General features: G+C 72.9%; 21 protein-coding genes. 13 read left to right on the top strand and 8 right to left on the bottom strand.

The annotated features are described in order from the left end of the window. Positions 1 to 3 precede the first annotated feature (3 nt). Together ABD358_RS00575 and ABD358_RS00570 are read left to right on the top strand one after the other, a co-directional pair. Complete coding sequence (locus ABD358_RS00575) at positions 4 to 723, top strand: NUDIX hydrolase (protein WP_344628766.1); 720 nt, start codon at positions 4 to 6, stop codon at positions 721 to 723. 13 nt (positions 724 to 736) lie between these two features. Continuing rightward, the gene (locus tag ABD358_RS00570) at positions 737 to 1,936 is read left to right on the top strand and encodes a MarP family serine protease (protein ID WP_344629042.1); all 1,200 of its coding nucleotides are present in this window, start codon (positions 737 to 739) and stop codon (positions 1,934 to 1,936) included. Between the two features lie 45 nt (positions 1,937 to 1,981). On the opposite strand, the gene ABD358_RS00565 is transcribed toward ABD358_RS00570, so the two are convergent. The 5 genes from ABD358_RS00565 to ABD358_RS00545 all read right to left on the bottom strand — a co-directional run bounded on the left by ABD358_RS00565 (position 1,982) and on the right by ABD358_RS00545 (position 8,557). After that, positions 1,982 to 2,167, bottom strand: a complete 186-nt coding sequence (locus ABD358_RS00565; RefSeq protein ID WP_344628765.1) for a hypothetical protein — start codon at positions 2,165 to 2,167, stop codon at positions 1,982 to 1,984. An 82-nt stretch (positions 2,168 to 2,249) separates the two neighbouring features. Next, positions 2,250 to 3,194, bottom strand: coding sequence for an alpha/beta fold hydrolase (locus tag ABD358_RS00560; protein WP_344629041.1), 945 nt, complete (start codon positions 3,192 to 3,194; stop codon positions 2,250 to 2,252). A 23-nt stretch (positions 3,195 to 3,217) separates the two neighbouring features. Next, a complete protein-coding gene (locus ABD358_RS00555) occupies positions 3,218 to 3,679 on the bottom strand; it encodes a phage holin family protein (RefSeq protein WP_344628764.1) in 462 nt (153 codons plus the stop codon). Between the two features lie 321 nt (positions 3,680 to 4,000). Beyond that, the gene (gene acs / locus ABD358_RS00550; protein ID WP_344628763.1) at positions 4,001 to 5,965 is read right to left on the bottom strand and encodes an acetate--CoA ligase; all 1,965 of its coding nucleotides are present in this window, start codon (positions 5,963 to 5,965) and stop codon (positions 4,001 to 4,003) included. 201 nt (positions 5,966 to 6,166) lie between these two features. Further along, positions 6,167 to 8,557 (bottom strand): SulP family inorganic anion transporter, encoded by a 2,391-nt coding sequence (locus tag ABD358_RS00545; protein WP_344628762.1) that lies wholly within the window; start codon positions 8,555 to 8,557, stop codon positions 6,167 to 6,169. A 250-nt stretch (positions 8,558 to 8,807) separates the two neighbouring features. On the opposite strand from ABD358_RS00545, the gene ABD358_RS00540 reads away from it, so the two are divergent. Next, positions 8,808 to 10,076 (top strand): polysaccharide deacetylase family protein, encoded by a 1,269-nt coding sequence (locus ABD358_RS00540; RefSeq protein ID WP_344628761.1) that lies wholly within the window; start codon positions 8,808 to 8,810, stop codon positions 10,074 to 10,076. A 131-nt stretch (positions 10,077 to 10,207) separates the two neighbouring features. On the opposite strand, the gene ABD358_RS00535 is transcribed toward ABD358_RS00540, so the two are convergent. Further along, a complete protein-coding gene (locus tag ABD358_RS00535) occupies positions 10,208 to 11,212 on the bottom strand; it encodes an ATP-binding protein (RefSeq protein WP_344628760.1) in 1,005 nt (334 codons plus the stop codon). Positions 11,213 to 11,316: 104 nt separating this feature from the next. On the opposite strand from ABD358_RS00535, the gene ABD358_RS00530 reads away from it, so the two are divergent. Beyond that, positions 11,317 to 12,165, top strand: a complete 849-nt coding sequence (locus ABD358_RS00530; protein ID WP_344628759.1) for a Fic family protein — start codon at positions 11,317 to 11,319, stop codon at positions 12,163 to 12,165. Between the two features lie 444 nt (positions 12,166 to 12,609). Here ABD358_RS00530 and ABD358_RS00525 read toward each other — a convergent pair whose 3' ends face one another. Beyond that, positions 12,610 to 13,458: an HAD family hydrolase gene (locus ABD358_RS00525; RefSeq protein WP_344628758.1), complete on the bottom strand. Its 849-nt coding sequence runs from the start codon at positions 13,456 to 13,458 to the stop codon at positions 12,610 to 12,612. A 439-nt stretch (positions 13,459 to 13,897) separates the two neighbouring features. Between ABD358_RS00525 and ssd the strand changes: the two genes are divergently transcribed. The 7 genes from ssd (at position 13,898) to ABD358_RS00490 (ending at position 18,979) form a co-directional block, all read left to right on the top strand. Beyond that, complete coding sequence (gene ssd / locus ABD358_RS00520) at positions 13,898 to 15,001, top strand: septum site-determining protein Ssd (protein WP_344628757.1); 1,104 nt, start codon at positions 13,898 to 13,900, stop codon at positions 14,999 to 15,001. Further along, positions 14,998 to 16,212 carry a TadA family conjugal transfer-associated ATPase gene (locus ABD358_RS00515; protein WP_344628756.1) on the top strand — a complete coding sequence of 405 codons (1,215 nt, stop codon included), beginning with the start codon at positions 14,998 to 15,000 and terminating at the stop codon, positions 16,210 to 16,212. Before ssd ends, ABD358_RS00515 begins: the two co-directional genes overlap by 4 nt. After that, positions 16,209 to 17,114 carry a type II secretion system F family protein gene (locus ABD358_RS00510; protein ID WP_344628755.1) on the top strand — a complete coding sequence of 302 codons (906 nt, stop codon included), beginning with the start codon at positions 16,209 to 16,211 and terminating at the stop codon, positions 17,112 to 17,114. Before ABD358_RS00515 ends, ABD358_RS00510 begins: the two co-directional genes overlap by 4 nt. 203 nt (positions 17,115 to 17,317) lie before the next feature. Then, on the top strand, positions 17,318 to 17,932 hold the full coding sequence (locus ABD358_RS00505; protein WP_344628754.1) for a type II secretion system F family protein: 615 nt from the start codon (positions 17,318 to 17,320) through the stop codon (positions 17,930 to 17,932). A 136-nt stretch (positions 17,933 to 18,068) separates the two neighbouring features. Further along, positions 18,069 to 18,278 carry a DUF4244 domain-containing protein gene (locus ABD358_RS00500; protein ID WP_425576202.1) on the top strand — a complete coding sequence of 70 codons (210 nt, stop codon included), beginning with the start codon at positions 18,069 to 18,071 and terminating at the stop codon, positions 18,276 to 18,278. Then, complete coding sequence (locus tag ABD358_RS00495; protein WP_344628753.1) at positions 18,265 to 18,642, top strand: TadE family type IV pilus minor pilin; 378 nt, start codon at positions 18,265 to 18,267, stop codon at positions 18,640 to 18,642. Before ABD358_RS00500 ends, ABD358_RS00495 begins: the two co-directional genes overlap by 14 nt. Next, the gene (locus tag ABD358_RS00490; RefSeq protein ID WP_344628752.1) at positions 18,626 to 18,979 is read left to right on the top strand and encodes an Rv3654c family TadE-like protein; all 354 of its coding nucleotides are present in this window, start codon (positions 18,626 to 18,628) and stop codon (positions 18,977 to 18,979) included. Before ABD358_RS00495 ends, ABD358_RS00490 begins: the two co-directional genes overlap by 17 nt. Here ABD358_RS00490 and ABD358_RS00485 read toward each other — a convergent pair. Continuing rightward, positions 18,903 to 21,320, bottom strand: coding sequence for a DEAD/DEAH box helicase (locus ABD358_RS00485; RefSeq protein ID WP_425576217.1), 2,418 nt, complete (start codon positions 21,318 to 21,320; stop codon positions 18,903 to 18,905). The two genes, ABD358_RS00490 and ABD358_RS00485, sit on opposite strands and share 77 nt — an antisense overlap. Before the next feature lie 231 nt (positions 21,321 to 21,551). On the opposite strand from ABD358_RS00485, the gene bldG reads away from it, so the two are divergent. Together bldG and ABD358_RS00475 are read left to right on the top strand one after the other, a co-directional pair. Continuing rightward, complete coding sequence (gene bldG, locus ABD358_RS00480) at positions 21,552 to 21,893, top strand: anti-sigma factor antagonist BldG (protein ID WP_093657489.1); 342 nt, start codon at positions 21,552 to 21,554, stop codon at positions 21,891 to 21,893. A gap of 146 nt (positions 21,894 to 22,039) precedes the next feature. Beyond that, positions 22,040 to 22,474 (top strand): ATP-binding protein, encoded by a 435-nt coding sequence (locus ABD358_RS00475; protein ID WP_344628751.1) that lies wholly within the window; start codon positions 22,040 to 22,042, stop codon positions 22,472 to 22,474. Positions 22,475 to 22,690: the final 216 nt, after the last annotated feature.

The following is a 22,690-nucleotide window of genomic DNA, read 5'->3' as shown; positions in this document are numbered from 1 at the left end:
CGCATGAGGGACGCACACAGGACGCACAGCCGTCCCGCCGACCCCGTCACCGTCACCGGCCAGGGGCTGCCAGACTGGCTCCGCCCGGTCGCCGACGCCGCCGCGACCGTGCGGGCGGCACAGCTCAGCCGCTTCCTGCCGCCCAGGGAGGGCGGACGGCAGTCGGCCGTCCTGGTCCTCTTCGGCGACGGCGGGCCGCCGGGAAGCGACCGGCCCCGGCCCGAGCTGCTGCTGATGGAACGGGCCTCCAGCCTGCGCTCCCACGCAGGGCAGCCGTCCTTCCCCGGAGGCGCCCTCGACCCGGAGGACGGGGACCCGGAGGGCGACGGGCCGCTGCGGGCCGCGCTGCGCGAAGCCGAGGAGGAGACCGGGCTCGACCCCGCGGGGGTGCAGGTCTTCGCCCGGCTGCCGCGCGTCTACATCCCGGTGAGCGGATTCGTCGTCACGCCCGTACTGGGCTGGTGGCGGGAGCCGAGCCCGGTGGCGCCGGTGGACCCGGCCGAGACGGCCCGGGTGTTCACCGTCTCCGTGGCCGACCTCACCGACCCGGCGAACCGGGCCACCGTGGTGCACCCCAGCGGCTACCGCGGCCCGTGCTTCCTCGTCGGAGGAGCCCTGGTGTGGGGGTTCACGGCCGGGATCATCGACCGGGTACTGCACTTCTCCGGATGGGAACGGCCGTGGGACACCGGGAGGCTCGTCCCTCTCGACCGGCACGCATGAGACGGTGGGCGACGTGAACGTGCTGGACGTACTGCTGCTGCTCGCCGCCGTGTGGTTCGCGGTCGTCGGCTACCGCCAGGGTTTCGTGGTGGGTGTGCTGTCGGTGGCCGGGTTCCTCGGCGGCGGCCTCGTCGCGGTCCAACTGCTGCCGGTCGTCTGGAACGAGGTCACCGACGGGGCGTCGCCCGGAACGCTGGGCGCGGTCGCGGCGGTGATCGTGGTGATCGTGTTCGCCTCGGTGGGCCAGGCCCTCACCACCCACCTGGGCAACCGGCTCCGCGGCCGCATCACCTGGTCCCCGGCCCGGGCCCTCGACGCGACCGGCGGCGCACTGGTGAACGTCCTGGCCATGCTGCTCGTCGCCTGGCTGATCGGCTCGGCGCTGGCCCGTACGACCCTGCCCGTCCTCGCCCGGGAGGCACGCGACTCCGCGGTGCTCCAGGGCGTCTCCGGGGTGCTGCCGAACAACTCCGACACCTGGTTCGCGGACTTCACGTCCGTCCTCGCGCAGAACGGCTTCCCGCAGGTCTTCTCCCCGTTCGCCAACGAACCCATCACCTCCGTGGAGCCCCCGGACCCGGCGCTCGTCGACAGTCCGGCCGTCGCCCGCGCCAAGCGGTCCATCGTCAAGGTGATGGGCACGGCGACAAGCTGCGCCAAGGTGCTGGAGGGCACGGGATTCGTCTTCGGCGATGGGCGCGTGATGACCAACGCGCACGTGGTCGGCGGCGTCGACGAACCGACCGTGCAGGTCGGCGGCGAGGGCAGGCTCCACGACGCCACGGTCGTCCTCTACGACTGGGAACGCGACATCGCCGTGCTCGACGTGCCGTCACTCGACGCGCCGGCGCTGCGGTTCGCGCAGGAGGACGCGGAGACCGGCGACGACGCGATCGTCGCGGGCTTCCCGGAGAACGGAGGATTCGACGTCCGCTCCGCACGGGTGCGCGGACGCATCCAGGCCACCGGCCCGGACATCTACCACCACGGCACGGTACGCCGCGACGTCTACTCCCTCCACACCACCGTCCGGCAGGGCAACTCCGGCGGCCCGCTGCTCACGCCCGACGGCAGGGTGTACGGCGTCATCTTCGCCAAGTCCCTGAAGGACGACAGCACCGGCTACGCCCTCACCAACGACGAGGTGCTCCAGGACATCCAGCGAGGACGCGCCGCCCAGGGGCCGGTGGACAGCCGGGGCTGCGCGATGTGACGCGGAAGGAAGTGCGGCGCCGCGGCGGTACGGCCCCGGCCGCGGTCAGTGGCGCGTATGCCGCAACCGCGCGCCCACCCAACGGGCGCGGCGGCGAAGGATGTGGGGGATGCCGAGGCGGGGATCACGGAGATCGCTGTGGTCCCGCGGGGAGCGCGGGGGAGTGCCCCGCGCGCCGCTCTGCTCCCGGATGTCGCGTGACACGTCACGGTAGTCGTGCGTCCAGCCCATACCCCGGACTCTGCCCGGTGCCCAAGGTCGGTAATCGCCCAATGGCCCGTCAATTGGCGTATGCGTATGTCACGTGCTCACATCACCGGTCCGGCTCGGGGTCCTTGAGCCAGTCGATCAGTTCCTTGGTGAACGCCTCCGGGTCCTCCTCGTGCGGGAAGTGGCCGAGCCCGTCGAACAGGCGCCAGCGGTACGGGGCCTCCACGTACTCGCCCGAGCCCGCCGCGCTGCGGGTGCGCATCACCGGGTCGAGGGAACCGTGCAGGTGGAGGGTGGGGACACGGACCGGGCGCCTCATGCGCCGGTTGAACTGGAAGCCGTCGAGCCGCGCCAGCGACCGGACCATCCAGCGGTACGGCTCGATCGAGCAGTGCGCGGTGGAGGGGATGCACATCGCCCGGCGGTAGACCTCGACCGCGTCGTCCTCCGGCATCCGCGGCCCGGACCACTCCCGCAGCAGGCGGCCGACCAGTGCCCCGTCGTCCGCCACCAGCCGGCGCTCGGGGACCCAGGGGCTCTGGAAGCCCCAGACGTGCGACCCGGCCGTCGTCTGCCGCGGATCGCCCAGCATCGCCGCGCGCCAGCGGCGCGGGTGCGGCATCGAGGCCACGGCCAGGCGCCGGATCAGCTTCGGACGCATCACCGCCGCCGTCCACGCCAGATAGCCGCCCAGGTCGTGTCCCACCAGCGCCGCGTCGGGCTCCCCCAGCGAGCGGATCACACCGGTGACGTCGAGCGCGAGGTTCGCCGGGTCGTATCCCCGGGGCGTGCGGTCGCTGCCGCCCACCCCCCGCAGGTCCATCGCGACCGCGCGGTAACCCGCTTCGGCCAGGGCGGGGAGCTGGTGCCGCCAGGTCCACCAGAACTGGGGGAAGCCGTGCAGCAGCAGCACCAGCGGGCCGTCGCCCATCTCGGCGATGTGGAAGCGAGCGCCGTTGGCCGCGACGTCCCGGTGCGTCCAGGGGCCGTCCATCCGGACGACGGACGAGGGGGAGCCGGGCGAGGGTGCCCCCGGGGTGCCTGCCATGCCTGTCGTGCCCGTCTTGTCGGTCATGCAGAAGAGCGTGACACGTGCTCGACGGGCCGGGCCTCCCCCCTCCCCTTCGGGACGGCCCGCGGGTGCGGTTTGACGTTCGACAGCAGGGCCGCCGACTCCTTGGCCGAGGCGATCGTGCGCCGCGGCGGTTCGACCTTGGACAGCTTGGCCTTGGCCAGCAGCAGGAGCACGGCGGCGAGCACCAGGTAGACGGCGCCCACGACGGTGAAGGACCAGGCGAGTCCGAGCCCCAGGTTGTGGATGCCGTACGCCGCGGCGAAGCTGAACACGGGCAGCGAGAAGAGCAGCAGCGCCCCCGCCGCGATGGCGGCCCCGCTGCCGATCACGCCCCGCTTGACGTCCTGCCGCAGTTCGGCCTTGGCCAGCGCGATCTCCTCGTGGACCAGCGCGGACAGCTCGGTCGTGGCCGCGGCGACCAACTGACCGATGCTGCGGCCGTCGTCGGCTGCGCTCATCGTTTGCTTCCTCCAGTCGTGGGCTACCGAATGGGTCAGATCATGCCGGACCGCGGTGCCCGGCGTCGCGGCGGCGAGCCGTCGGAGACGGGCCGGGAACCGGCTGAGGACCGGTTGAGGACCGGTTGGGAGCGCCGCACGTCCCTTTCCTCCCCTTCCCCCGCGGTGGCGCCCCCGGGGCCGGCCGCGGCGGCACCGCAACGGGCAGGGGCGTCCGGCCACCGTGTCCACGGCGGCCGGACGCCCCTGCGTCCGTCGTGCGCTGCCGGCTGTGCCGGGCGCTCCCTCCTCTTCCTCGTCGTGCTCCGTGCCGGGCCGCGCTCAGTCCTCGCTGGAGGCGGCGCCCGGCAGCTTGGCCTGGATGAGGTCCATGACCGCGGAGTCGGTGAGGGTGGTGACGTCGCCCAGCGCCCGGTTCTCGGCGACGTCACGCAGCAGACGCCGCATGATCTTGCCGGAGCGGGTCTTGGGCAGCTCGTCCACCGGCAGGATGCGCTTCGGCTTGGCGATCGGACCGAGGTGCTTGGCGACGTGGGCGCGCAACTCCTCCACCAGGCCCTCGTCCTCGGCGGCGTTGCCGCGCAGGATGACGAAGGCGCAGATGGCCTGGGTGGTCTGCGGGTCGGTGGCGCCGACCACCGCCGCCTCGGCGACCTTCGGGTGGGAGACGAGCGCGGACTCGACCTCGGTGGTGGAGATGTTGTGCCCGGAGACCAGCATCACGTCGTCCACCCGGCCCAGCAGCCAGATGTCGCCGTCGTCGTCCTTCTTGGCGCCGTCACCCGCGAAGTAGCGGTCCTTGAAGCGCGACCAGTAGGTGTCCAGGTACCGCTGGTCGTCGCCCCAGACCGTCCGCAGCATCGACGGCCACGGCTCGGTCAGGACGAGGTAGCCGCCCGAGCCGTTGGGGACCTCGTTCCCCTCGTCGTCCACGACGGTCGCGGAGATGCCGGGCAGCGGCACCTGCGCCGAGCCGGGCTTGGCCTCGGTGACGCCCGGCAGCGGGCTGATCATGATGGAGCCGGTCTCGGTCTGCCACCAGGTGTCCACCACGGGGGTGCGGTCGCCGCCGATGTGGTGGCGGTACCAGACCCACGCCTCGGGGTTGATCGGCTCGCCGACCGAGCCCAGCACGCGCAGCGAGGACAGGTCGAACTTCGCCGGGATGTCGTCGCCCCACTTCATGCAGGTGCGGATGGCCGTCGGGGCGGTGTAGAGGATCGTCACCTTGTACTTCTCGACGATCTCCCACCAGCGGCCCTTGTGCGGGGTGTCGGGGGTGCCCTCGTACATCACCTGGGTGGCGCCGTTGGCCAGCGGTCCGTAGACGATGTACGAGTGGCCGGTGACCCAGCCGACATCGGCCGTGCACCAGTAGACGTCCGTCTCGGGCTTGAGGTCGAAGACGGCGTGGTGGGTGTAGGACGCCTGGGTGAGGTAGCCGCCGGAGGTGTGGAGGATGCCCTTGGGCTTACCCGTGGTGCCGGAGGTGTAGAGGATGAACAGCGGGTGCTCGGCCTCGAACGCCTGCGGGGTGTGCTGCTCGGACTGGCGGTCCACCAGCTCGTGCCACCACACGTCGCGGCCCTCGGTCCAGGCGGTCTCCTCGCCGGTGCGGCGCACGACCAGGACGGTGCGCACGTTCTCGGTGCCCGGCTGGGTGAGGGCCTCGTCCACGGCGGGCTTGAGCCCGCTGGGCTTGCCGCGCCGGTAGCCGCCGTCGGCGGTGATGACGACCCGGGCGTCCGCGTCCTGGATGCGGGCGGCCAGCGCGTCGGCGGAGAAGCCCCCGAAGACCAGCGAGTGCGGGGCGCCGATGCGGGCGCAGGCCAGCATCGCCACGACCGTCTCGGGGATCATCGGCATGTAGATGGCGACCCGGTCGCCGGCCTGGACGCCCAGTTCGACGAGGGCGTTGGCGGCCTTGGAGACCTCGCGCTGCAGGTCGGCGTAGGTGATGGAGCGGGTGTCGCCGGGTTCGCCCTCGAAGTGGATGGCGACCCGGTCGCCGAGGCCCGCCTCGACATGGCGGTCGACGCAGTTGTAGGCCACGTTGAGGCGGCCGTCCTTGAACCACTTGGCGAACGGCGGGTTCGACCAGTCCAGCGTCTCGGTCGGCTCCGTCTCCCAGGTCAGCCGACGGGCCTGCTCGGCCCAGAAGCCCAGCCGGTCCGCTTTCGCCCGTTCGTACGCCTCCGCCGTGACGTTGGCGTTCGCTGCCAGCTCGGCGGGCGGCGCGAACCTCCGTTCCTCCTTGAGCAGGTTGGCCAGGCTTTCGTTGCTCACGACATCTCCCTTTCCCAGGGTGTCTGCTGTGTCCCAGGTCATAGCTCACCAGCCTGTGTGCCGCCTGACAAGACTTGTCTGCCAAGTGGTGTAGACCTCTTGCGACCAGGGGTTCGCGTACGCCGGTGAGCGGGCGGCAAGCGGTCGAACGGTATGGTCCCGCCCCTCCGGAGCGGGGCCGCCCGATCACCCGGCAGCCGGTCAGGCCGCCGCCACGCCGGGACGTACGGGAGTGAAGACCGGGTCCTCCCCGGTACCGCCACCGCCCGATCCGTCCAGGACGTACGTCTGCGCCTCGCCGACGTGGAAGTACATTCCGTGCAGTTCCAATGACCCCTCGGCCAGGCGCCGGGCCACACACGGATGGGCCCGCAGGTTCTCCAGTTGCTGCACCACGTTGGCCAGGCACAGTGCCTCCAGCCCGTCGGTCCCGCGCGGTACGGTGTCGCGGTCCGCGATGCGCGGCCCCGCGCCGTGCCGGGTGGCCAGTCGATCCAGGCTGAAACGGCCGTGGCTCAGCCAGCGGTTCAGAGGCGTGGTGGGGTCCTTGGGGCCGGACTCGTACAGGGCCTGCATCGCGCCGCAACCGGAGTGTCCGCAGACGGTGATCGACTTCACGCGCAGCACCTCGACGGCGTACTCGATCGCAGCCGCCACCGAGTCGTCGTTCACCTCGGCGCCGGGCGGCGGGACCAGGTTGCCCACGTTGCGCACGGTGAAGAGGTCCCCGGGGCCGCTCGACGTGATCATGCTGGTGACCAGGCGTGAGTCGGCGCAGGTGAGGAAGAGGTGTGAGGGCCGCTGCCCCTCCCGGGCCAGCCGTGCCAGTTCCGTGCGGACCAGCGGCGCGGTGGTGCGCTGGAAGTTGCGCACACCGCCGAGGAGCTGGCCGTGGTCGGGGTTCTCACCGGAGGCGGTGCGCGGCCTGGTGCACTGGTGGTTGCGCCAGGGGGTCCACGGGGTGCAGCCGTGCGAGGACGAGGGCTCCCGCACGCAGGGCGCCGACCGGCCGGTGACCTCCACACTGCCGCCGTGGGCCGTGTGGGAGGCCTCCCAGTCCCGCAGGGCCTCGTACGCGGCATGGTCCATGAAGGAGCCTCCCAGCTCGACCACCGCCCGGCTCCCCTCGGGCACCCGGCCCAGGGCCCGGCTCAGCCGCGGCACCGCGAGGAACGTCAGCTGGCCGCGGACCCGTACCCGGTGGGTTCCGCTCTCTTCGTCGGTCTCGTGGGTGACACGGGTGTGGGCCAGGCGGTGCAGGGCGAGGGCGACGGCGACGGCGATGCCGATCCCCACCCCTTCGAGGACGCCGAGCAGCACCACGCCGGCCGCCGTCGCGGCGTACACCAGGATCTCGCGGTGCCGGGTGACGCTGCGGATATGGACGATCTTGACCATCTGCACGCCGACCACCATCACCAGGGCGGCGAGAGCGGCCAGCGGGATCAGCTCCAGCACGCCCACCAGCAGCCCGGCGGCGAGCAGCACCCACACCCCATGGAGGACGGCCGATCTGCGGCTGACCGCGCCGGCCTGGATGTTCGCCGCGGTGCGCACGGCCACTCCGGTGACGGGAAGCCCGCCCAGGGCGCCGGAGACCATGTTGGCCAGGCCCTGGCCGCGCAGTTCCCTGTCCAGGTCGGCACGCGGGATCCGGACGCCCGACAGGTGGTCCGGGAGGGTGCGGGCGACGGCCAGCTTGTCGGACGCCACCGCGGACAGCAGCGATTCCACGCTGGCGACCAGGGTGACGGTGAGCACGGCGGCGAACAGCCCCAGGACCGGCCCCTCGGGCAGCGAGGGCAGGGCGTGGCTGTGCCAGGACGGCAGGTCCACACGGGACAGCCGCAGATCCGAGAGGACCGCCACCGCGGTCGCCAGCGCCACCGCCGCCAATGCGGGAGGGAACACCGTGCGGGCCATGACGCCCGCCCGGCCGGGCAGCCGCGGCCACAGCAGGGCGACGACCACCGTGAGGGCGCCGACCGACAGGGCGGCGGGATGCGGGTCGGCCAGCTGCCCGGGCAGGGCCAGCACGTTGGCGACGGCGGAGCTCTCCGGATCCCCGCCGAGCACGATGTGCAGCTGGGCGAGGGCGATCGTCACGCCGATGCCCGCGACCATCCCGTGCACGATCGCGGGGCTGACCATCAGCGCGGAGCGGGCCGTGCGCAGCGCGGACAGGCCGAGCTGGGCCAGACCGGCGAGCACCGTGATGGCGCACGTGGTGCGCCAGCCGTAGCGCTGGATCAGTTCGGCGACGACCACCGTCAGGCCCGCCGCAGGTCCGCTGATCTGCAGGGGCGCGCCGCCGAACCGCCCGGCGACGATGCCGCCGACGGCCGCGGCGACCAGCCCCGCCTGCAGGGGCGCGCCGGTGGCCAGCGCGATGCCCAGGGAGAGCGGCAGGGCGATGAGGAAGACGGCCACGGAGGCCGAGAGATCGGCGGGCAGGGCCCCTTCGGGGCCGTTCCCGTACGGGGAGCGGTGCAGAAGGCCTCCTCGCCGGGAGGCGCGGGACGAGTGGGCGGACCGGCCGGTGGGGCCGGTGGGGTCGGCGTCGGAGGAGCGGGAGGGGGCGCAGGCGGACATATCCGTCTCCGTCACAGAGATCCGTCACTGTATGAACAGGGCTGACTACTAAAAGTTTTGGTAAACGAATCGTAATGTCGCGTAAAGGATCTTGGGAGGGGAGTCGGGCAAACGGGTCCGTTATTCACGCCTGGGGGTGAAGAAGGCGGAGGGAGCCACCGGCCGCGCTTGCGTCTCTCACCGTGCGTGTGAGGTTGGTCGCAGGCCGGACATGTCGGCCATACGAGCACAGAAGCGGTGAGGTGGATCCATGGGAGCCACGAGAAGGTCGGCCAGGGGCGTCGCGGGAGCGGCCGTGCTGGCCGTGCTGGCAGCCGGTTGCTCCGGAGCTCCGGGCACGCCGGGGAGCGGCGGGGACAGGGCGAACAAGGACGGCCGGGAGGAAGGCCGCGTCGCCGGGACGGAGCTGATAGGCGACGGTTCCACCGCCTACATAGGCGCCCAGCCCAACCAGCCCGAGTTCGGAAGGCTCGAGCCCGGCCGGAAACCCCCCCAGTTCGTCGTCTTCTCCTGGGACGGCGCCGGCGAGGACGACAAGCGGCTCTTCTCCCGCTTCCGCGAGGTGGGCAGGGAGTACGACGCCCATATGACGTACTTCCTCAGCGGCGTCTACGTCCTCCCCGAGTCGGAGGCCGACCGCTACCAACCGCCCGGCCGCTCGCCCGGCGCCTCCGACATCGGCTACCTCAAGGACGAGAACGTCAGAGCCACCCTGGAACAGCTGCGCGGCGCCTGGCTCGACGGCAGCGAGATAGGCACCCACTTCAACGGCCACTTCTGCGGGCCGGGCGGCGTCGGCACCTGGACGGCCGAGCAGTGGAAGAGCGAGATCGAGCAGGCCAAGTGGTTCGTGAAGAACTGGAAGACCACCACCGGCTGGACGGACGAGGAGCCGCTCCCCTTCGACTACGACCGGGAACTGGTCGGCGGCCGCACCCCCTGCCTGGAGGGCCGGGCGAACCTGCTGCCGGCCGCGCGGGAGATGGGTTTCCGCTACGACTCCTCGGGCAGCGGAACCCAGGTCTGGCCCGACAAGGAGGGCGGGCTGTGGAACCTCCCCCTCCAACAGGTCCCGGTGCCCGGCCGCTCGTTCGAGACGCTCGCGATGGACTACAACTTCCTCGCCAACCAATCGGGAACCGTCAACGGTGACCCCTCGCAGCGCGCCGCATGGGGGCGCCAGATGCGCGACGGCCTACTCCGGGGCTTCGAGCGGGCCTACCACGGGAACCGGGCGCCGATGATCGTCGGGAACCACTTCGAGGACTGGAACGGCGGCGTCTACATGAAGGCCGTCGAGGACGTCATCAAGGAGATCTGCCCGAAGGAAGACGTCCACTGCGTCTCTTTCCGGCAACTCGTGGACTGGCTCGACGCACAGGACCCCGCCGTCCTGGAAAAGCTGCGCACCCTGGAGGTGGGGCAGGCCCCGAAGGGCGGCTGGAAGGACTTCCTGACGGTACGGCGGGCCGCCCCGCCTCCTTCCTCCCCCGACCCGGGCACGCGGCGCCCCGCGTGACTCCGGCCGCCCGGCCGGAACCGCCCGGTTCGTCCGGGCCGTTCGGCTCATGGGGCGGGCAGGCCACCGCCGTACGCCGCGCCGGAGCCATGGAGGGATCCCGGCGCGGCGTACGGAACCGGTGTACGCGATCAGGCGGGCTGAGGCGCGGGGACCGGCTCCCCGCCCGGTGCGAACTCGCCCAGCACGAAGGAGGGGTCGACCTGGGCGGCCAGGTCGGTTCCCGTCCTGGCGTTCCCCCAGCTCTCGGCGTTCTTCAGGTGGAAGTGCACCATCTGACGCGTGTACCGCTCCCAGTCGCGCAGTTCGTACGACGCGTCAGCCGTCTCGTACATCGTGCGCAGCGCCTCGCGGACGGCCCCCTCCAGTTCGGTGAAGGGCCGGTGGCGTCCCCTCTCCATCGCGCGCACCCAGTCGGAGTCCCCGACGGTCACCAGCAGGTCGTCGCCGACCTCGGCGCGCAGGAAGTCCAGGTCGTCCTCGCCGCGCACCTTGTTGCCGACGACCCGCAGGGAGACGCCCCAGTCGCGGGCGTACTCCTTGTACTGCCGGTAGACCGCCACGCCCTTGCGGGTCGGCTCGGCCACCAGGAACGTCATGTCGAAGCGTGTGAACATCCCGGAGGCGAAGGAGTCCGAGCCCGCCGTCATGTCGACGACCACGAACTCCTCCCGCCCGTCCACCAGGTGGTTCAGGTACATCTCCACGGCGCCGACCTTGGAGTGGTAGCAGGCCACGCCCAGGTCGGCCTCGGTGAAGGGGCCGGTGACCATCAGCCGCGCCTCGCCCCCGTCGAGCCGGACGGGGCGGGCGCAGGCTTCGTGGACGGGGTTGTCCTCGGTGATCCGCAGCAGCCGGGAGCCCGCACCCGGCGGAGTCGTCTTGATCATCGTCTCGGCGGAGGCGATCCGCGGATTGGTGCCGCGCAGGTACTCCTTGATCAGCGGCAGATGGGCGCCCATCGCGGGCAGGGCGGCGGCCTCCGCCTCGTCCAGCCCCAGCGCGACGCCCAGGTGCTGGTTGATGTCGGCGTCCACGGCCACGACGGGAACCCGGTGGGCGGCGAGATGACGGACGAACAGCGAGGACAGCGTCGTCTTGCCGCTGCCGCCCTTTCCGACGAAAGCGATTTTCATAACCGGAAGGTTAGTCGGGGTCCGGGGAGCGGGACGGTCCCACGTGAAGAAGACCACTCGAACGTGGGGCATGGCCGTCCTCCGGGGGTGCGTAGGGTCTAGGCATGCCTACGACTGCTGATCCCCTCGCCGCCCTGGGCGCGCTGCCCGGCGTCGCCGAATCCGTCGACTCGGTGCGCAAAGCCGTGGACCGGGTGTACGGCCACCGGGTGATGCGGCGCCGCAGCAGCGAGGTCACCGCCGAGGCGGTGCTGCGCGGAGCCCGCGCCTCCGCGGCACTCGGCGGAGCCGACTGGCCGTTGGAGGAGGTCCGCCGCCGCAGCGACTTCGGGGCGGACCCCGAGGCGCGCACGGTCGGCGCGGCGCTGCGGGTGACGGCGGAGGCCGGTCAACTGCTTGACGTGTGGCGGCAGTCGCCGTTGCGGGTGCTGGCCCGGCTGCACCTGGTGGCGGCGGGCGGGGACGTGCGGGACGCGGACTCGGTGCGGTCCGGCGGCGAACCGGTGGGCCGGCCGCGGCTGGCGGGGGAGCCGGTGACGGAGCCGCTGCTCGAGGGGTTCCCGCTGCTGGACGCCGACGAGGTCTCGGCCCGGCTGGACGCCCTGGCCCAGCTCGTCGTGGCGGGATCCTCCGCACCCGCGCTGGTGGCGGCGGCCGTGGTGCACGGCGAGTTGATGGCCCTGCGCCCCTTCGGCACGTACAACGGTCCGGTGGCCCGGGCGGCGGAACGGATCGTCCTGATCGCCAGCGGTCTGGACCCGAAGTCCATCTGTCCGGCGGAGGTGGGCCACGCCGAACAGGGCGGAGAGGCCTACGTCCGGGCCCTCGAGGGGTACGTCTCGGGCACTCCGGAGGGCATGGCGGCGTGGATCGCGCACTGCGGACGGGCGGTGGAACTGGGGGCGCGTGAGAGCACGGCGGTCTGCGAGGCCCTGCAGCGGGGGGCCGCCTGACTCCCGTTCCCCTTGTGGGCCTTTCCCGGCCCGCCCGGCCCTTACGGACCGGGCGGGGAGCGGACGTCACGGCCGTGCGGCGGTGCACGAGTCGCCGTCGGGTGCGGGGCCCCGGCTCCGCGGCCACTGCACAAGGATGCGGCGACACCGGCGTGGAGTCGGTGTCGCCGCTGGCATGTCCACCGGGGTACCAGGCGTGCACGGTTCCTGCCGGAACATCAGGGGGGACTCTGCCCGACCCCGATGCGGCTGGCCCTATCGCGGGTCTGCTGCGCGTGGGTTCCCGGTTTCCATGTACAGGTCCGTGGGGCCTTTGTCTGTACCGGACTTCCTCTCGGATTTCGATTCGGTTCAGGTCTCGCGGGCCTTCTGGTTCCTTTGTACTCCATCAGGGGGCGAAGCGGAACTGTTCGCCTCAGAATTTACTTTCCCCTTCAAATGCCCTCACGTGGTGCCGAATCGGGCGCGTCTCCGGTTCGCGTACCACACCAGCCCGGCGGTGGCCGCCGCCGCGCCGACCGCCACCGCGGCGGCCAGCGCGGGCCGTTGGGGCATGGAGAATCCGGACAGCCGCTGCTTGAGGCGGACCGGGCGCTGGAAGGTGAGGATCGGCCAGTCCCGCGCCATCGCCTCCCGGCGCAGCGCCCGGTCCGGGTTGACGGCGTGCGGGTGGCCGACCGTCTCCAGCATCGGTATGTCGGTGATCGAGTCGCTGTAGGCGTAGCAGCGGGAGAGGTCGTATCCCTCGGAGGCGGCCAGTTCACGCACCGCCTCGGCCTTGGTCGGGCCGTAGGCGTAGTACTCCACCTCGCCCGTGTAGCAGCCGTCCTCGACGACCATGCGGGTCGCCACGACGCGGTCCGCGCCGATCAGCTTGCCGATCGGCTCGACCACCTCCGAGCCGGAGGTGCTCACGATCACGACGTCGCGGCCGGCGAGGTGGTGCTCCTCGATGAGGGATGCGGCCTCGTCGTAGATGATCGGATCGATGAGGTCGTGGATCGTCTCGGCGACGATCTCCTTCACCTGCTGGACGTTCCAGCCGCGGCACAACTCGGACAGGTAGGCGCGCATCCGCTCCGTCTGCTCGTGATCGGCGCCGCCCACGAGATACACGAACTGCGTGTAGGCGGTGCGGAGAGCGGCACGCCGATTGATCAGGCCGCCCTGGTAGAAGGACTTGCCGAAGGTGAGTGTGCTCGACTTCGCAATGACCGTCTTGTCCAGGTCGAAGAAGGCTGCGGTACGCGGCAGCGAGTGGTTTTCCACGGGGTGAGCATATGCGCCCGCCATTCGGCGTAAGGTGGGGTGCGTGGGTTTGCCTGAGAAGGCTCTCGGGTACACCATGGAAGTCACGGATCGTTCGCGACCGTGCTACCCCGGTCCGGCTCCTCCCCCCCCGAGTCGGCCGTGGAGACGACCCCCGCTCTCCCCCCCGGCGGGGGTCGTCGCATGTCCGGGGGCATTTTGCGCCCTGAGGCGCCCTCCTTCCGCCCTCTGCGGCTCTCCGGAGCGCGGACATCCGGACTCTCGTGATCCGCTACTCTCCGTGTTCGTCAGGCTGCTCACCGGCGCCACCTGTTTGAGTGAGCAAGTTATTCACAACTGCCGAGTTGTCCCCGTATTTAGACCAAGATCATCTCGTTTTTCCGGTCCCCGGCACTGTCATTGAGCACAACGTTCGCGGCTGCCCGCGAACTGGAGAGGACGAATCCGGAAGGGGACTGCGACAGTGACCGGGAGCATCCTGATCGTCACCGAGGACGAGAAACTGCTGGACGATCTGCTGAGACTGTGCGCGGCGGCGGGAGCGGAAGCGGAAGTGGCGCACGGGGCCCTGCCGGGCCCGGGGAAGTGGGAGAGCGCTCCGCTGGTGCTGGTCGGGGACGACCGGGCCGGACCCCTGTCCCGCTCGGCGCGCGCCCCCGCACGCCGGACCGGAGTGCTGCTCGTCGGCCGCGATCTGGACGATTCCGGCGTCTGGCGGCGCGGAGTGGGGATCGGTGCGGAGCACGTGGTCTTCCTGCCGGACGGGGAGTCCTGGCTCACGGGGCGGATCGCCGACGCCGCCGAAGGCGTCGGCCGACAGGCGCTGACCGTCGGGGTGATGGGCGGACGGGGCGGCGCCGGAGCCTCCACCCTGGCCTGCGCGCTGGCGGTCACGGCGGCGCGGGCCGGACACCGCACGATGCTCGTCGACGGTGATCCGCTCGGCGGTGGACTGGACATCCTCCTCGGGGGAGAGAGGACGGAGGGCCTGCGCTGGCCGGCGTTCGCCGAGTCGCGCGGCAGGGTGGGCGGTGTGGCGCTGGAGGAGTCCCTGCCGAGGCTCCACGGGCTGCGTGTGCTCAGCTGGGACCGGGGGGACAGCGTGACCGTCCCGCCCGAGGCGGTGCGCGCGGTACTGGGCGCGGCCAGACGGCGCGGCGGGGTGGTCGTGGTGGACCTGCCCCGGCGGCTGGACGAGGGGGTCGCCGAAGCGCTGGTCCAGCTCGACCTGGGGCTGCTGGTGGTCCCCGCCGAGCTGCGGGCGGTCGCGGCGGCGCAGCGGGTGGCCTCCAGGGCGGACATGGTGCTGCGGGATCTGCGGGTGGTGGTGCGCGGTTCCGCCGGAAGCGGTCTGGACGGCGAGGAGATCGCCGGGCTGCTCGGACTGCGGCTGGCCGGCGAGGTGCCCACCGAGGGCGGGTTGTCGTCGGCGGTGGACGGCGGTCGGCCGCCCGGTGCGGACGCGCGCGGACCGCTGGCCCGGTTCTGCTCGGAGTTCTGGGCGCGTGCGGTGCCCGAGGGCAGCGGAGTGCCGCCCGTCGGCGGGCCGGGGAGCGTGGCCGTATGAGCGTGCGCACGGACATCCGCGCGGGAGCGGAGACAGGGGCGTCCGGGACCGGGGCTCCGCGGACGCTGGTGGACGCGGTGCGGTTGCGGCTGGCGGAGACCGGCGCCGAACCCACACCCGCCCGGGTCGCGGCGGCGCTGCGGGCCCAGGGGCGGCTGCTCGGCGACAGCGCGGTGCTGGGCGTGGTGGAGGCCCTCCGGTCGGAGATGATCGGAGCCGGGCCGCTGGAACCGCTGCTGGCCGAACCGGACGTGACGGACGTGCTGGTGACCGCGCCGGACGAGGTCTGGGTGGACCGGGGGAGCGGGGTGGAACGCACCGGAGTCCGCTTCCCGGACGCCGCGGCGGTCCGCCGGCTGGCCCAGCGGCTGGCGACCTCGGCGGGACGGAGGCTGGACGACGCGCGTCCGTGGGTGGACGCCCGGCTCCCGGACGGCACACGGCTGCACGCGGTGCTGCCGCCGGTGGCGGTCGGCTGCACGTGCCTGTCCTTGCGGGTGGTCAGGCCGCGCGCCTTCGCCCTGCCGGAACTGGTGGCGGCCGGGACAGTACCGCCCGGCGGCGACCGGCTGCTGCGGGCGATCCTGGATGCCCGGCTGTCGTTCCTGATCAGCGGGGGGACGGGCTCCGGCAAGACCACTCTGCTGTCGACGTTGCTGGGGCTGGTCGGCCCGCGGGAGCGGATCGTCCTGGCCGAGGACTCCGCCGAGTTGCGACCCGACCATCCGCACGTGGTCCGGCTGGAGAGCAGACCGGCCAACCAGGAGGGCGCGGGCCGGGTGTCCCTGCGGGATCTGGTGCGGCAGGCGCTGCGGATGAGGCCGGACCGGCTCGTGGTCGGCGAGGTGCGCGGCGCGGAGGTCACCGATCTGCTGGCCGCCCTGAACACCGGCCACGAAGGCGGGTGCGGAACGGTCCACGCCAATGCGGCTGCCGACGTGCCGGCCCGGCTGGAGGCGCTGGGCACCACGGCGGGGCTGGACAGGGCCGCACTGCACAGCCAGCTCGCGGCGGCGCTGTCGGTGGTGCTCCACCTTTCGCGGGACCGCCACGGGCGGCGGCGGATCGCCGAGGTCCACGTGCTGGAGCAGGACCGGTACGGCCTGGTGACGACCGTGCCCGCCGTGGTGTGGGACCCGGACGGATTCGTCCGGGAGCGGGGCTGGCCGCGGTTGGAGCGGCTGTGCGCGCGGGGCGGAGGTGTGCTGTGACGGCGGTGGGAGCGCAGCCGGAAGCGGTGTACGCGGGATCGGTGTGCGCGGCGGTGCTGTGCGCGGGTGTGCTGAGCCGGCTGACGGGCGGTTCCCGCGAGGGGGTGCGCCGGGCACGTCTGCTGCGCGCGGACGGTGCCGGACCGGTGGCGCGGGGACGGGGTGTCGGCGGGCCGGCGGCGGATGTCGCCCGGGCCTGGAGACGGCTCGGCGCCCGGGCGGGACGCCGGGGATGGTGTCTGGCGGGCGGTGCGGTGCTGGCGCTACTGGGGGAGTCGGTGCTGCCGCTGCTGGCCGGTGCCGCGGCGGTCCCGGTGCTCGGCCGCCGTCTGCGGCGGGGGCAGCGGCGGCGCGCCCGGGAGGCGCGGGAGGAGGCCGTCATCGAGCTGTGCTCGGCGGTCGCCGGGGAATTGCGGGCCGGCCGTACGCCGGAGCGGGCCCTGCTGGCGGTCGGGATGCCGGCGTTCGAGGACGGCGGCGGGTCGGTGCTGGCGGCGGCGCGCTTCGGCGGGGACGTGGCCGGGGCGCTGCGCCAGGCGGCTCGGCAGGAAGGCGCGGAAGGACTGACCGGGATGGCCGCGTGCTGGCAGGTGGCGGTGGACGGAGGCGCGGGGCTCGCGGACGGCCTGGACCGGGTGGCCGGGGCGCTGCGCTCGGAGCGTGATCAACGGCTGGAGCTGAGGGCTCAGTTGGCGGGCCCGAGATCCACCGCGCTGGTGCTGGCGCTGCTGCCCGCCTTCGGGCTGCTGCTGGGCGGTGCCATGGGGGCGCAACCGCTGCGGGTGCTGCTGCACACTCCGGCCGGATGGGCCTGCCTGGTGGCGGCGGGACTGCTGGAGTGGGCCGGGCTGGCCTGGGTCTCCCGGATCGTCCGGACGGCCGAGGAAGGCGGCAGGGAATGAACGGAGGGACTGTCCACAGGGTGTGGACAAATTTTCCCGGCCCCCTCGCATCGGCTGCCGTGCGCCTGGCGGGCGTGGCGTCGTCGGCGCGGAGGACGCGCAGGCGGCGGTTGGCGGACCTGCTGGAAGGCGGACCCCGTCCGCGGGGGCCTCTGCGGGCGGCCGGGGCGTGGCGGCGACTTCCGGTGCGGGACGCGGTGCTGGTGTCCGGGGTCGTGGGGCTGGGGTTCGCGCTGGTCGGCGGCCCGGTCGGCGGCCTGGTGGGGGTGGTCGCGGCGTATGGACTCCGGCGCTTTCTGCGGGAGCGCGACATATGGACAAATAGGGCAAAGCGAGCATATCTCGGTGAAACGCCCGGGCAGGGCGGTAGAGGCGCCGAGTCGCGGCAGAGCGGGCAACTGCCGATCATCGCGGAACTGCTGGCCGCTTGTCTGGCGGCGGGATCGGGGCCGTGCGAGGCCGCCGGCGCGGTGGGCGGCTCGGTCGGCGGTCCGCTCGGTGAACGGCTGGTGAGGGCCTCGGCCGAGCTCAGGCTCGGGGGCGACCCGGCCGCGGTCTGGAAGCGGTTGGGCGAGGTGCCCGGGGCCGGGGGGCTGGCGCGCTGCCTGGAGCGGGCGGGGACGACGGGAGTGCCCGCGGTGGAGCCCATGGGACGGCTGGCCGCCGAGTGCCGGGCCCGCCGGGCGAGGGCGGCCACGGAACGGGCCCGGCGGGCGGCGGTCCTGGTGACGGGCCCGCTGGGGCTGTGCTTCCTGCCGGCCTTCCTGCTGGCGGGCGTGGTCCCGGTGGTCATCGGCCTGGCCGGGGCGCTGATGTGACCCGGGCGGACGACCGCGGCGACAGGCCGCGGCGGAGCCGACCGGAGCCGACCGGAGTCGGCGGACCGAGGAACGGCACACCGAAGAGCAGCACATCGGAAGACAACGGAACGACGAGGAACGCGAGGAGAGAGCCATGTGGGGACGGATGAGGGAGCAGGCCGGCCGGGTCGTGCGCAGGGCGCGGAGCCGGGACGCGCAGGCCGGGATGAGCACCGCGGAGTACGCGGTGGGCACGATCGCGGCGGCGGGTTTCGCGGCGGTGCTCTACAAGATCGTCACCAGCGGTCCGGTGAGCACGGCGATGCAGGGGCTGATCGAACGGGCGCTCGATGCGGGCTTCTGAGAAGCGTCTCCCCGGAAAGGGCGGGGCGGGAGCGCGGGAACGCGGCTACGTCACCGCAGAGACGGCGGTGGTGGTGCCGTCCCTGGTGGCTCTGCTCGGGATGCTGATGTGGGGGGTGACGGCGATGGTCGCGCAGGTCCGGTGCGTGGACGCGGCGGGTGCCGGGGCACGCGCGGCGGCCCGGGACGAGCCGCCGGAGAGGATCCGGCAGGCGGTGAGGTCCGTCGCGCCGCGCGGAGCGGGAGTGGAGATGGCGCGGGAGGGCGAGCTGGTGCGGGTGCGGGTGACGGCCCGGGCGGCCGGTCCGGGGCCGCTGGGCGTGGAGGTGGCGGCCGAGGCGGTGGCGCATGCGGAACCGGGGTGACCACCGCGATCGGGGATCGGCCACGGTGTGGGCGGCCCTGTGCGGAGTCACGCTGTGCGTGGTGGCGGCGGTCGTACTGGGCCTGGGGCAGGCCGTCGCCGTACGGCACCGAGCGGGGGCGGCGGCGGACGCGGCGGCGCTCGCGGCGGCCGACCACGCCGTCCTGGGCGCGGAGGAGGCATGCTCCGCCGCCCGGGAGGTGGCCGACGCGCAGCGGGCCAGGGTGGTGCGCTGCCAGGTACGGGATCTCGTCGCCGATCTCACGGTACGGGTGCGGGCGGGTCCGTACGCGGCCGGGGTCCGGGCCCGGGCGGGGCCTGCCGGAGCAGTTCGGTGAGCAGCCGGACGGCGCCGCGCTTGTGCAGGGGATCGTTGCCGTTGCCGCACTTGGGCGACTGGATGCACGACGGACAGCCGCTGTCGCACTCGCACGCGGCGATGGCCTGCCGGGTCGAGGTCAGCCAGTCGCGGGCGGTGCGGAAGGCGCGCTCGGCGAAGCCGGCGCCGCCGGGGTGCCCGTCGTAGACGAAGACGGTCGGCAGGAGGGTGTCGGGATGGAGGGGGACGGAGACGCCGCCGATGTCCCAGCGGTCGCAGGTGGCGAACAGGGGCAGCATGCCGATGGAGGCGTGCTCGGCGGCGTGCAGGGCTCCGGGCAGCACCTCCGGGCCCACCCGGGCGGCGTCGAGCTGTTCCTCGGTGACCGTCCACCACACCGCGCGGGTGCGCAGGGTGCGCGGCGGCAGGTCGAGCTTGGATTCGCCGAGCACTTCGCCGGTGACGAGCTTGCGGCGCAGGTAGGAGACGACCTGGTTGGTGACCTCGACCGATCCGAAGCACAGCCGGGCCTCGCCCCACGGGACCTCGGCGTCGGTCTCCAGGACGGAGATCGCGGTGGTGTCCCTGGCCATCGTCGTCCAGGGCGGAGCGGCCTCGTCCACCAGGGCGACCGCGTCGTCCAGGTCGAGGCGCCTGACGACGTAGGTGCGGCCCTGGTGGAGATGGACCGCGCCGTCGTGGACGGTGGTGTGGGCGGCCGCGGCGTCGACCGTGCCCAGCAGCCGCCCGGTGCCGGCCTCCACCACCTGGACGGGCCTGCCGCCCCGGCCGCGGATGTCGGCCAGGTCGGCGGCCCGCTCCCGGCGGGTCCAGTACCAGCCCGTGCCCCGGCGGCGCAGCAGCCCGCGCCGCTCCATCTGCGGCATCAGTTCGGGCACGGCCGGACCGAACAGTGCGAAGTCCTCCTCGGTGAGGGGGATCTCGGCCGCGGCGGCGCACAGGTGGGGGGCGAGGACGTAGGGGTTGTCCGGGTCCAGGACGGTGGACTCCACGGGCCTGCGGAAGATCGCGTCGGGGTGGTGGACGAGGTATGTGTCCAGCGGGTCGTCCCGGGCGACGAGCACGGCCAGGGCGCCCTGGCCCGCCCGTCCGGCGCGGCCGGCCTGCTGCCACAGCGAGGCCCGCGTGCCGGGCCAGCCGGCCAGCAGGACGGCGTCGAGGCCGGAGACGTCGATGCCCAGTTCCAGGGCCGTGGTGGCGGACAGGCCGAGGAGGTCGCCGGAGTGCAGGGCCTGCTCCAGGGCGCGGCGCTCCTCGGGCAGGTAGCCGCCGCGGTAGGCGGCGACCCGCCCGGCCAGGGAGCGGTCCGCCTCGGCCAGCCGTTCCCGGGCGATCACCGAGATCAGTTCGGCGCCGCGCCGGGAGCGGACGAAGGCGACGGTCCGCACGCCCCGCACGGCCAGGTCGGTGAGGAGGTCGGCGGTCTCGGCGGTGGCCGTCCGCCGCACGGGAGCGCCGCGCTCGCCGCGCATCTCCGTCAACGGCGGCTCCCACAGGGCGAAGACCAGTTCGCCGCGGGGGGAGGCGTCCTCGGTGACCTCGGCGACGGGCAGCCCGGTGAGCCGCGCGGCGGCCTCGCCCGGCTCGGCCGCCGTGGCGGAGGCCAGGAGGAAGACGGGAGCGCTGCCGTAGCGGGCGCACACACGTCGCAGGCGGCGCAGCACCTGGGCGACGTGGGAGCCGAACACGCCGCGGTAGACGTGGCACTCGTCGACCACCACGTAGCGCAGGGAGCGGAGGAAGGAGGACCAGCGGGGATGGGCGGGGAGTATCCCGCGGTGCAGCATGTCGGGGTTGGTGAGCACGAGGTTGGCGTACTGCCGCACCCACTCGCGCTCCTCGACGGGGGTGTCGCCGTCGTACACGGCGGGACGGACGGCGGTGCCCAGCGGTGCGGCCAGTTCGCCCACGGCCCGCCGCTGGTCGGCGGCGAGCGCCTTGGTCGGGGCGAGGTAGAGGGCGGTCGCGCCGCGCCCGTTGGGAGCCTCGGAACCGTCCAGCAGGGCGCTGAGCACCGGGGTCAGATAGGCGAGCGACTTGCCCGACGCCGTGCCGGTGGCGATGACCACCGATTCGCCGCGCAGGGCGTGCTCGGCGGTGCGGGCCTGGTGCTCCCAGGGACGGTCGATGCCCGCCGCCCGGATCGCGTCGATCACTTCCGGCCGAATCCGGCCAGGCCAGTCCGCATGACGACCGTTCCGCGGGGGCAAGTGCTCCGTATGGGTGATGCGCATGGCCCGGTCCGCCCCGGCGGCGAGACTCTGGAGAACCGCTCGGGGAGACAGGGGCGAGGGGCGTGCGTCTGCAGACGTCGCGTGGTGGTCGTTGGCCATCGGCATCGAGTGTGTCACCGGCGCGACGGACAATGGTCGCAAGGCGTCGTGCAGGCCCCTGGGTAAGTGATTGAATGCTTCTGCGGCTGCCGATCCGTCCCCTACCTTCGGTGGGGAGGCCCCAGCCCCACCCTCGGCGGGGAGACGCTCTCCGCCACCGGTGGGGAGGCCCCCTTCCCGTCCTCGGCGGGGAATCCCAGGGGGCGGACCGCTCGATAGCAAGGTGCTGGAGGATCCGTGGACCTGTCCCTGTCGACCCGTACCGTCGGCGATCGCACGATCGTCTCGGTGGGTGGCGAGATCGATGTATACACCGCGCCCAAATTGCGTGAGCAACTGGTCGAGCTGGTTAACGACGGCAGCTACCACCTGGTCGTGGACATGGAGGGCGTTGACTTCCTCGACTCCACCGGCCTGGGTGTGCTCGTCGGCGGGCTCAAGCGCGTGCGCGCCCACGAGGGGTCGCTGCGTCTGGTCTGCAACCAGGAGCGCATTCTCAAGATCTTCCGTATCACCGGCCTGACCAAGGTGTTCCCCATCCACACCTCGGTGGACGAGGCCGTGGCTGCCACCGACTGAGCCGACCGAGAAGTCGAGCCGGAACAACCCGCACAAGGCAGCGACCAGGGGTGCCGGCCCGGCACACGTGTGCCGGGCCGGCACCCCTCGGCCACCACGGGCACCGGCTCGCCAGGCGACCGCACGTACTCACCGAGGGGGATGGCATGGCCACCGTCGAACTGCGTTTCAGCCCGCTGCCCGAGCACGTCAGGACGGCGCGTCTGGTGGCGGCCGCCGTGGCACGCCGGGCCGGTGTCGACGAGGCCGTACTCGACGAGGTGCGGCTCGCGGTGGGCGAGGCGTGCAGCAGGGCGGTCGGTCTCCACACCGGCCACGGCCTCGAGACGCCCGTCAGGGTGGCGCTGACCGAGGACGAGAAGGCGTTCCGCATCGAGGTGGGCGACGACGCCCCGCAGGCGGTGCACGGCCCGGCGTACGGCGCCTCCCCCGACGGAGACGGAACCGACGCCGACGACGAGGTCGACATGGGGCTCGCCGTGATCAGCGGCCTGGTGGACGACCTCGAGGTGACCGCCGACGGGCGCGGCGGCCTCGTCAGGATGAGCTGGCCGACCGTCCCGGCGCCCACCGGCTCCTGACACCGGCCCGGAACCGCCCGGTGTTCACACGGGCAGCCACACGCGAAGACCGTTCCCCCGCGGCGCGGAAGACCGGTGTCCACCGCCGCCCGGGGGAGTTTTTCTGCCGCCTTCATCCGATTCGACCGGGCTCTGCGGGTGCGGACCCATAACGGATACCGCACCCTGGTGGTGAAACGGAGCGCTTTCCGCGGTCCGCCCACATCCCCGCTGCGG

It is taken from the genome of Streptomyces glaucosporus (genome assembly GCF_039533345.1).
GTDB lineage: Bacteria > Actinomycetota > Actinomycetes > Streptomycetales > Streptomycetaceae > Streptomyces > Streptomyces glaucosporus.
This window is presented reverse-complemented; position numbering and strand designations above follow the sequence as displayed.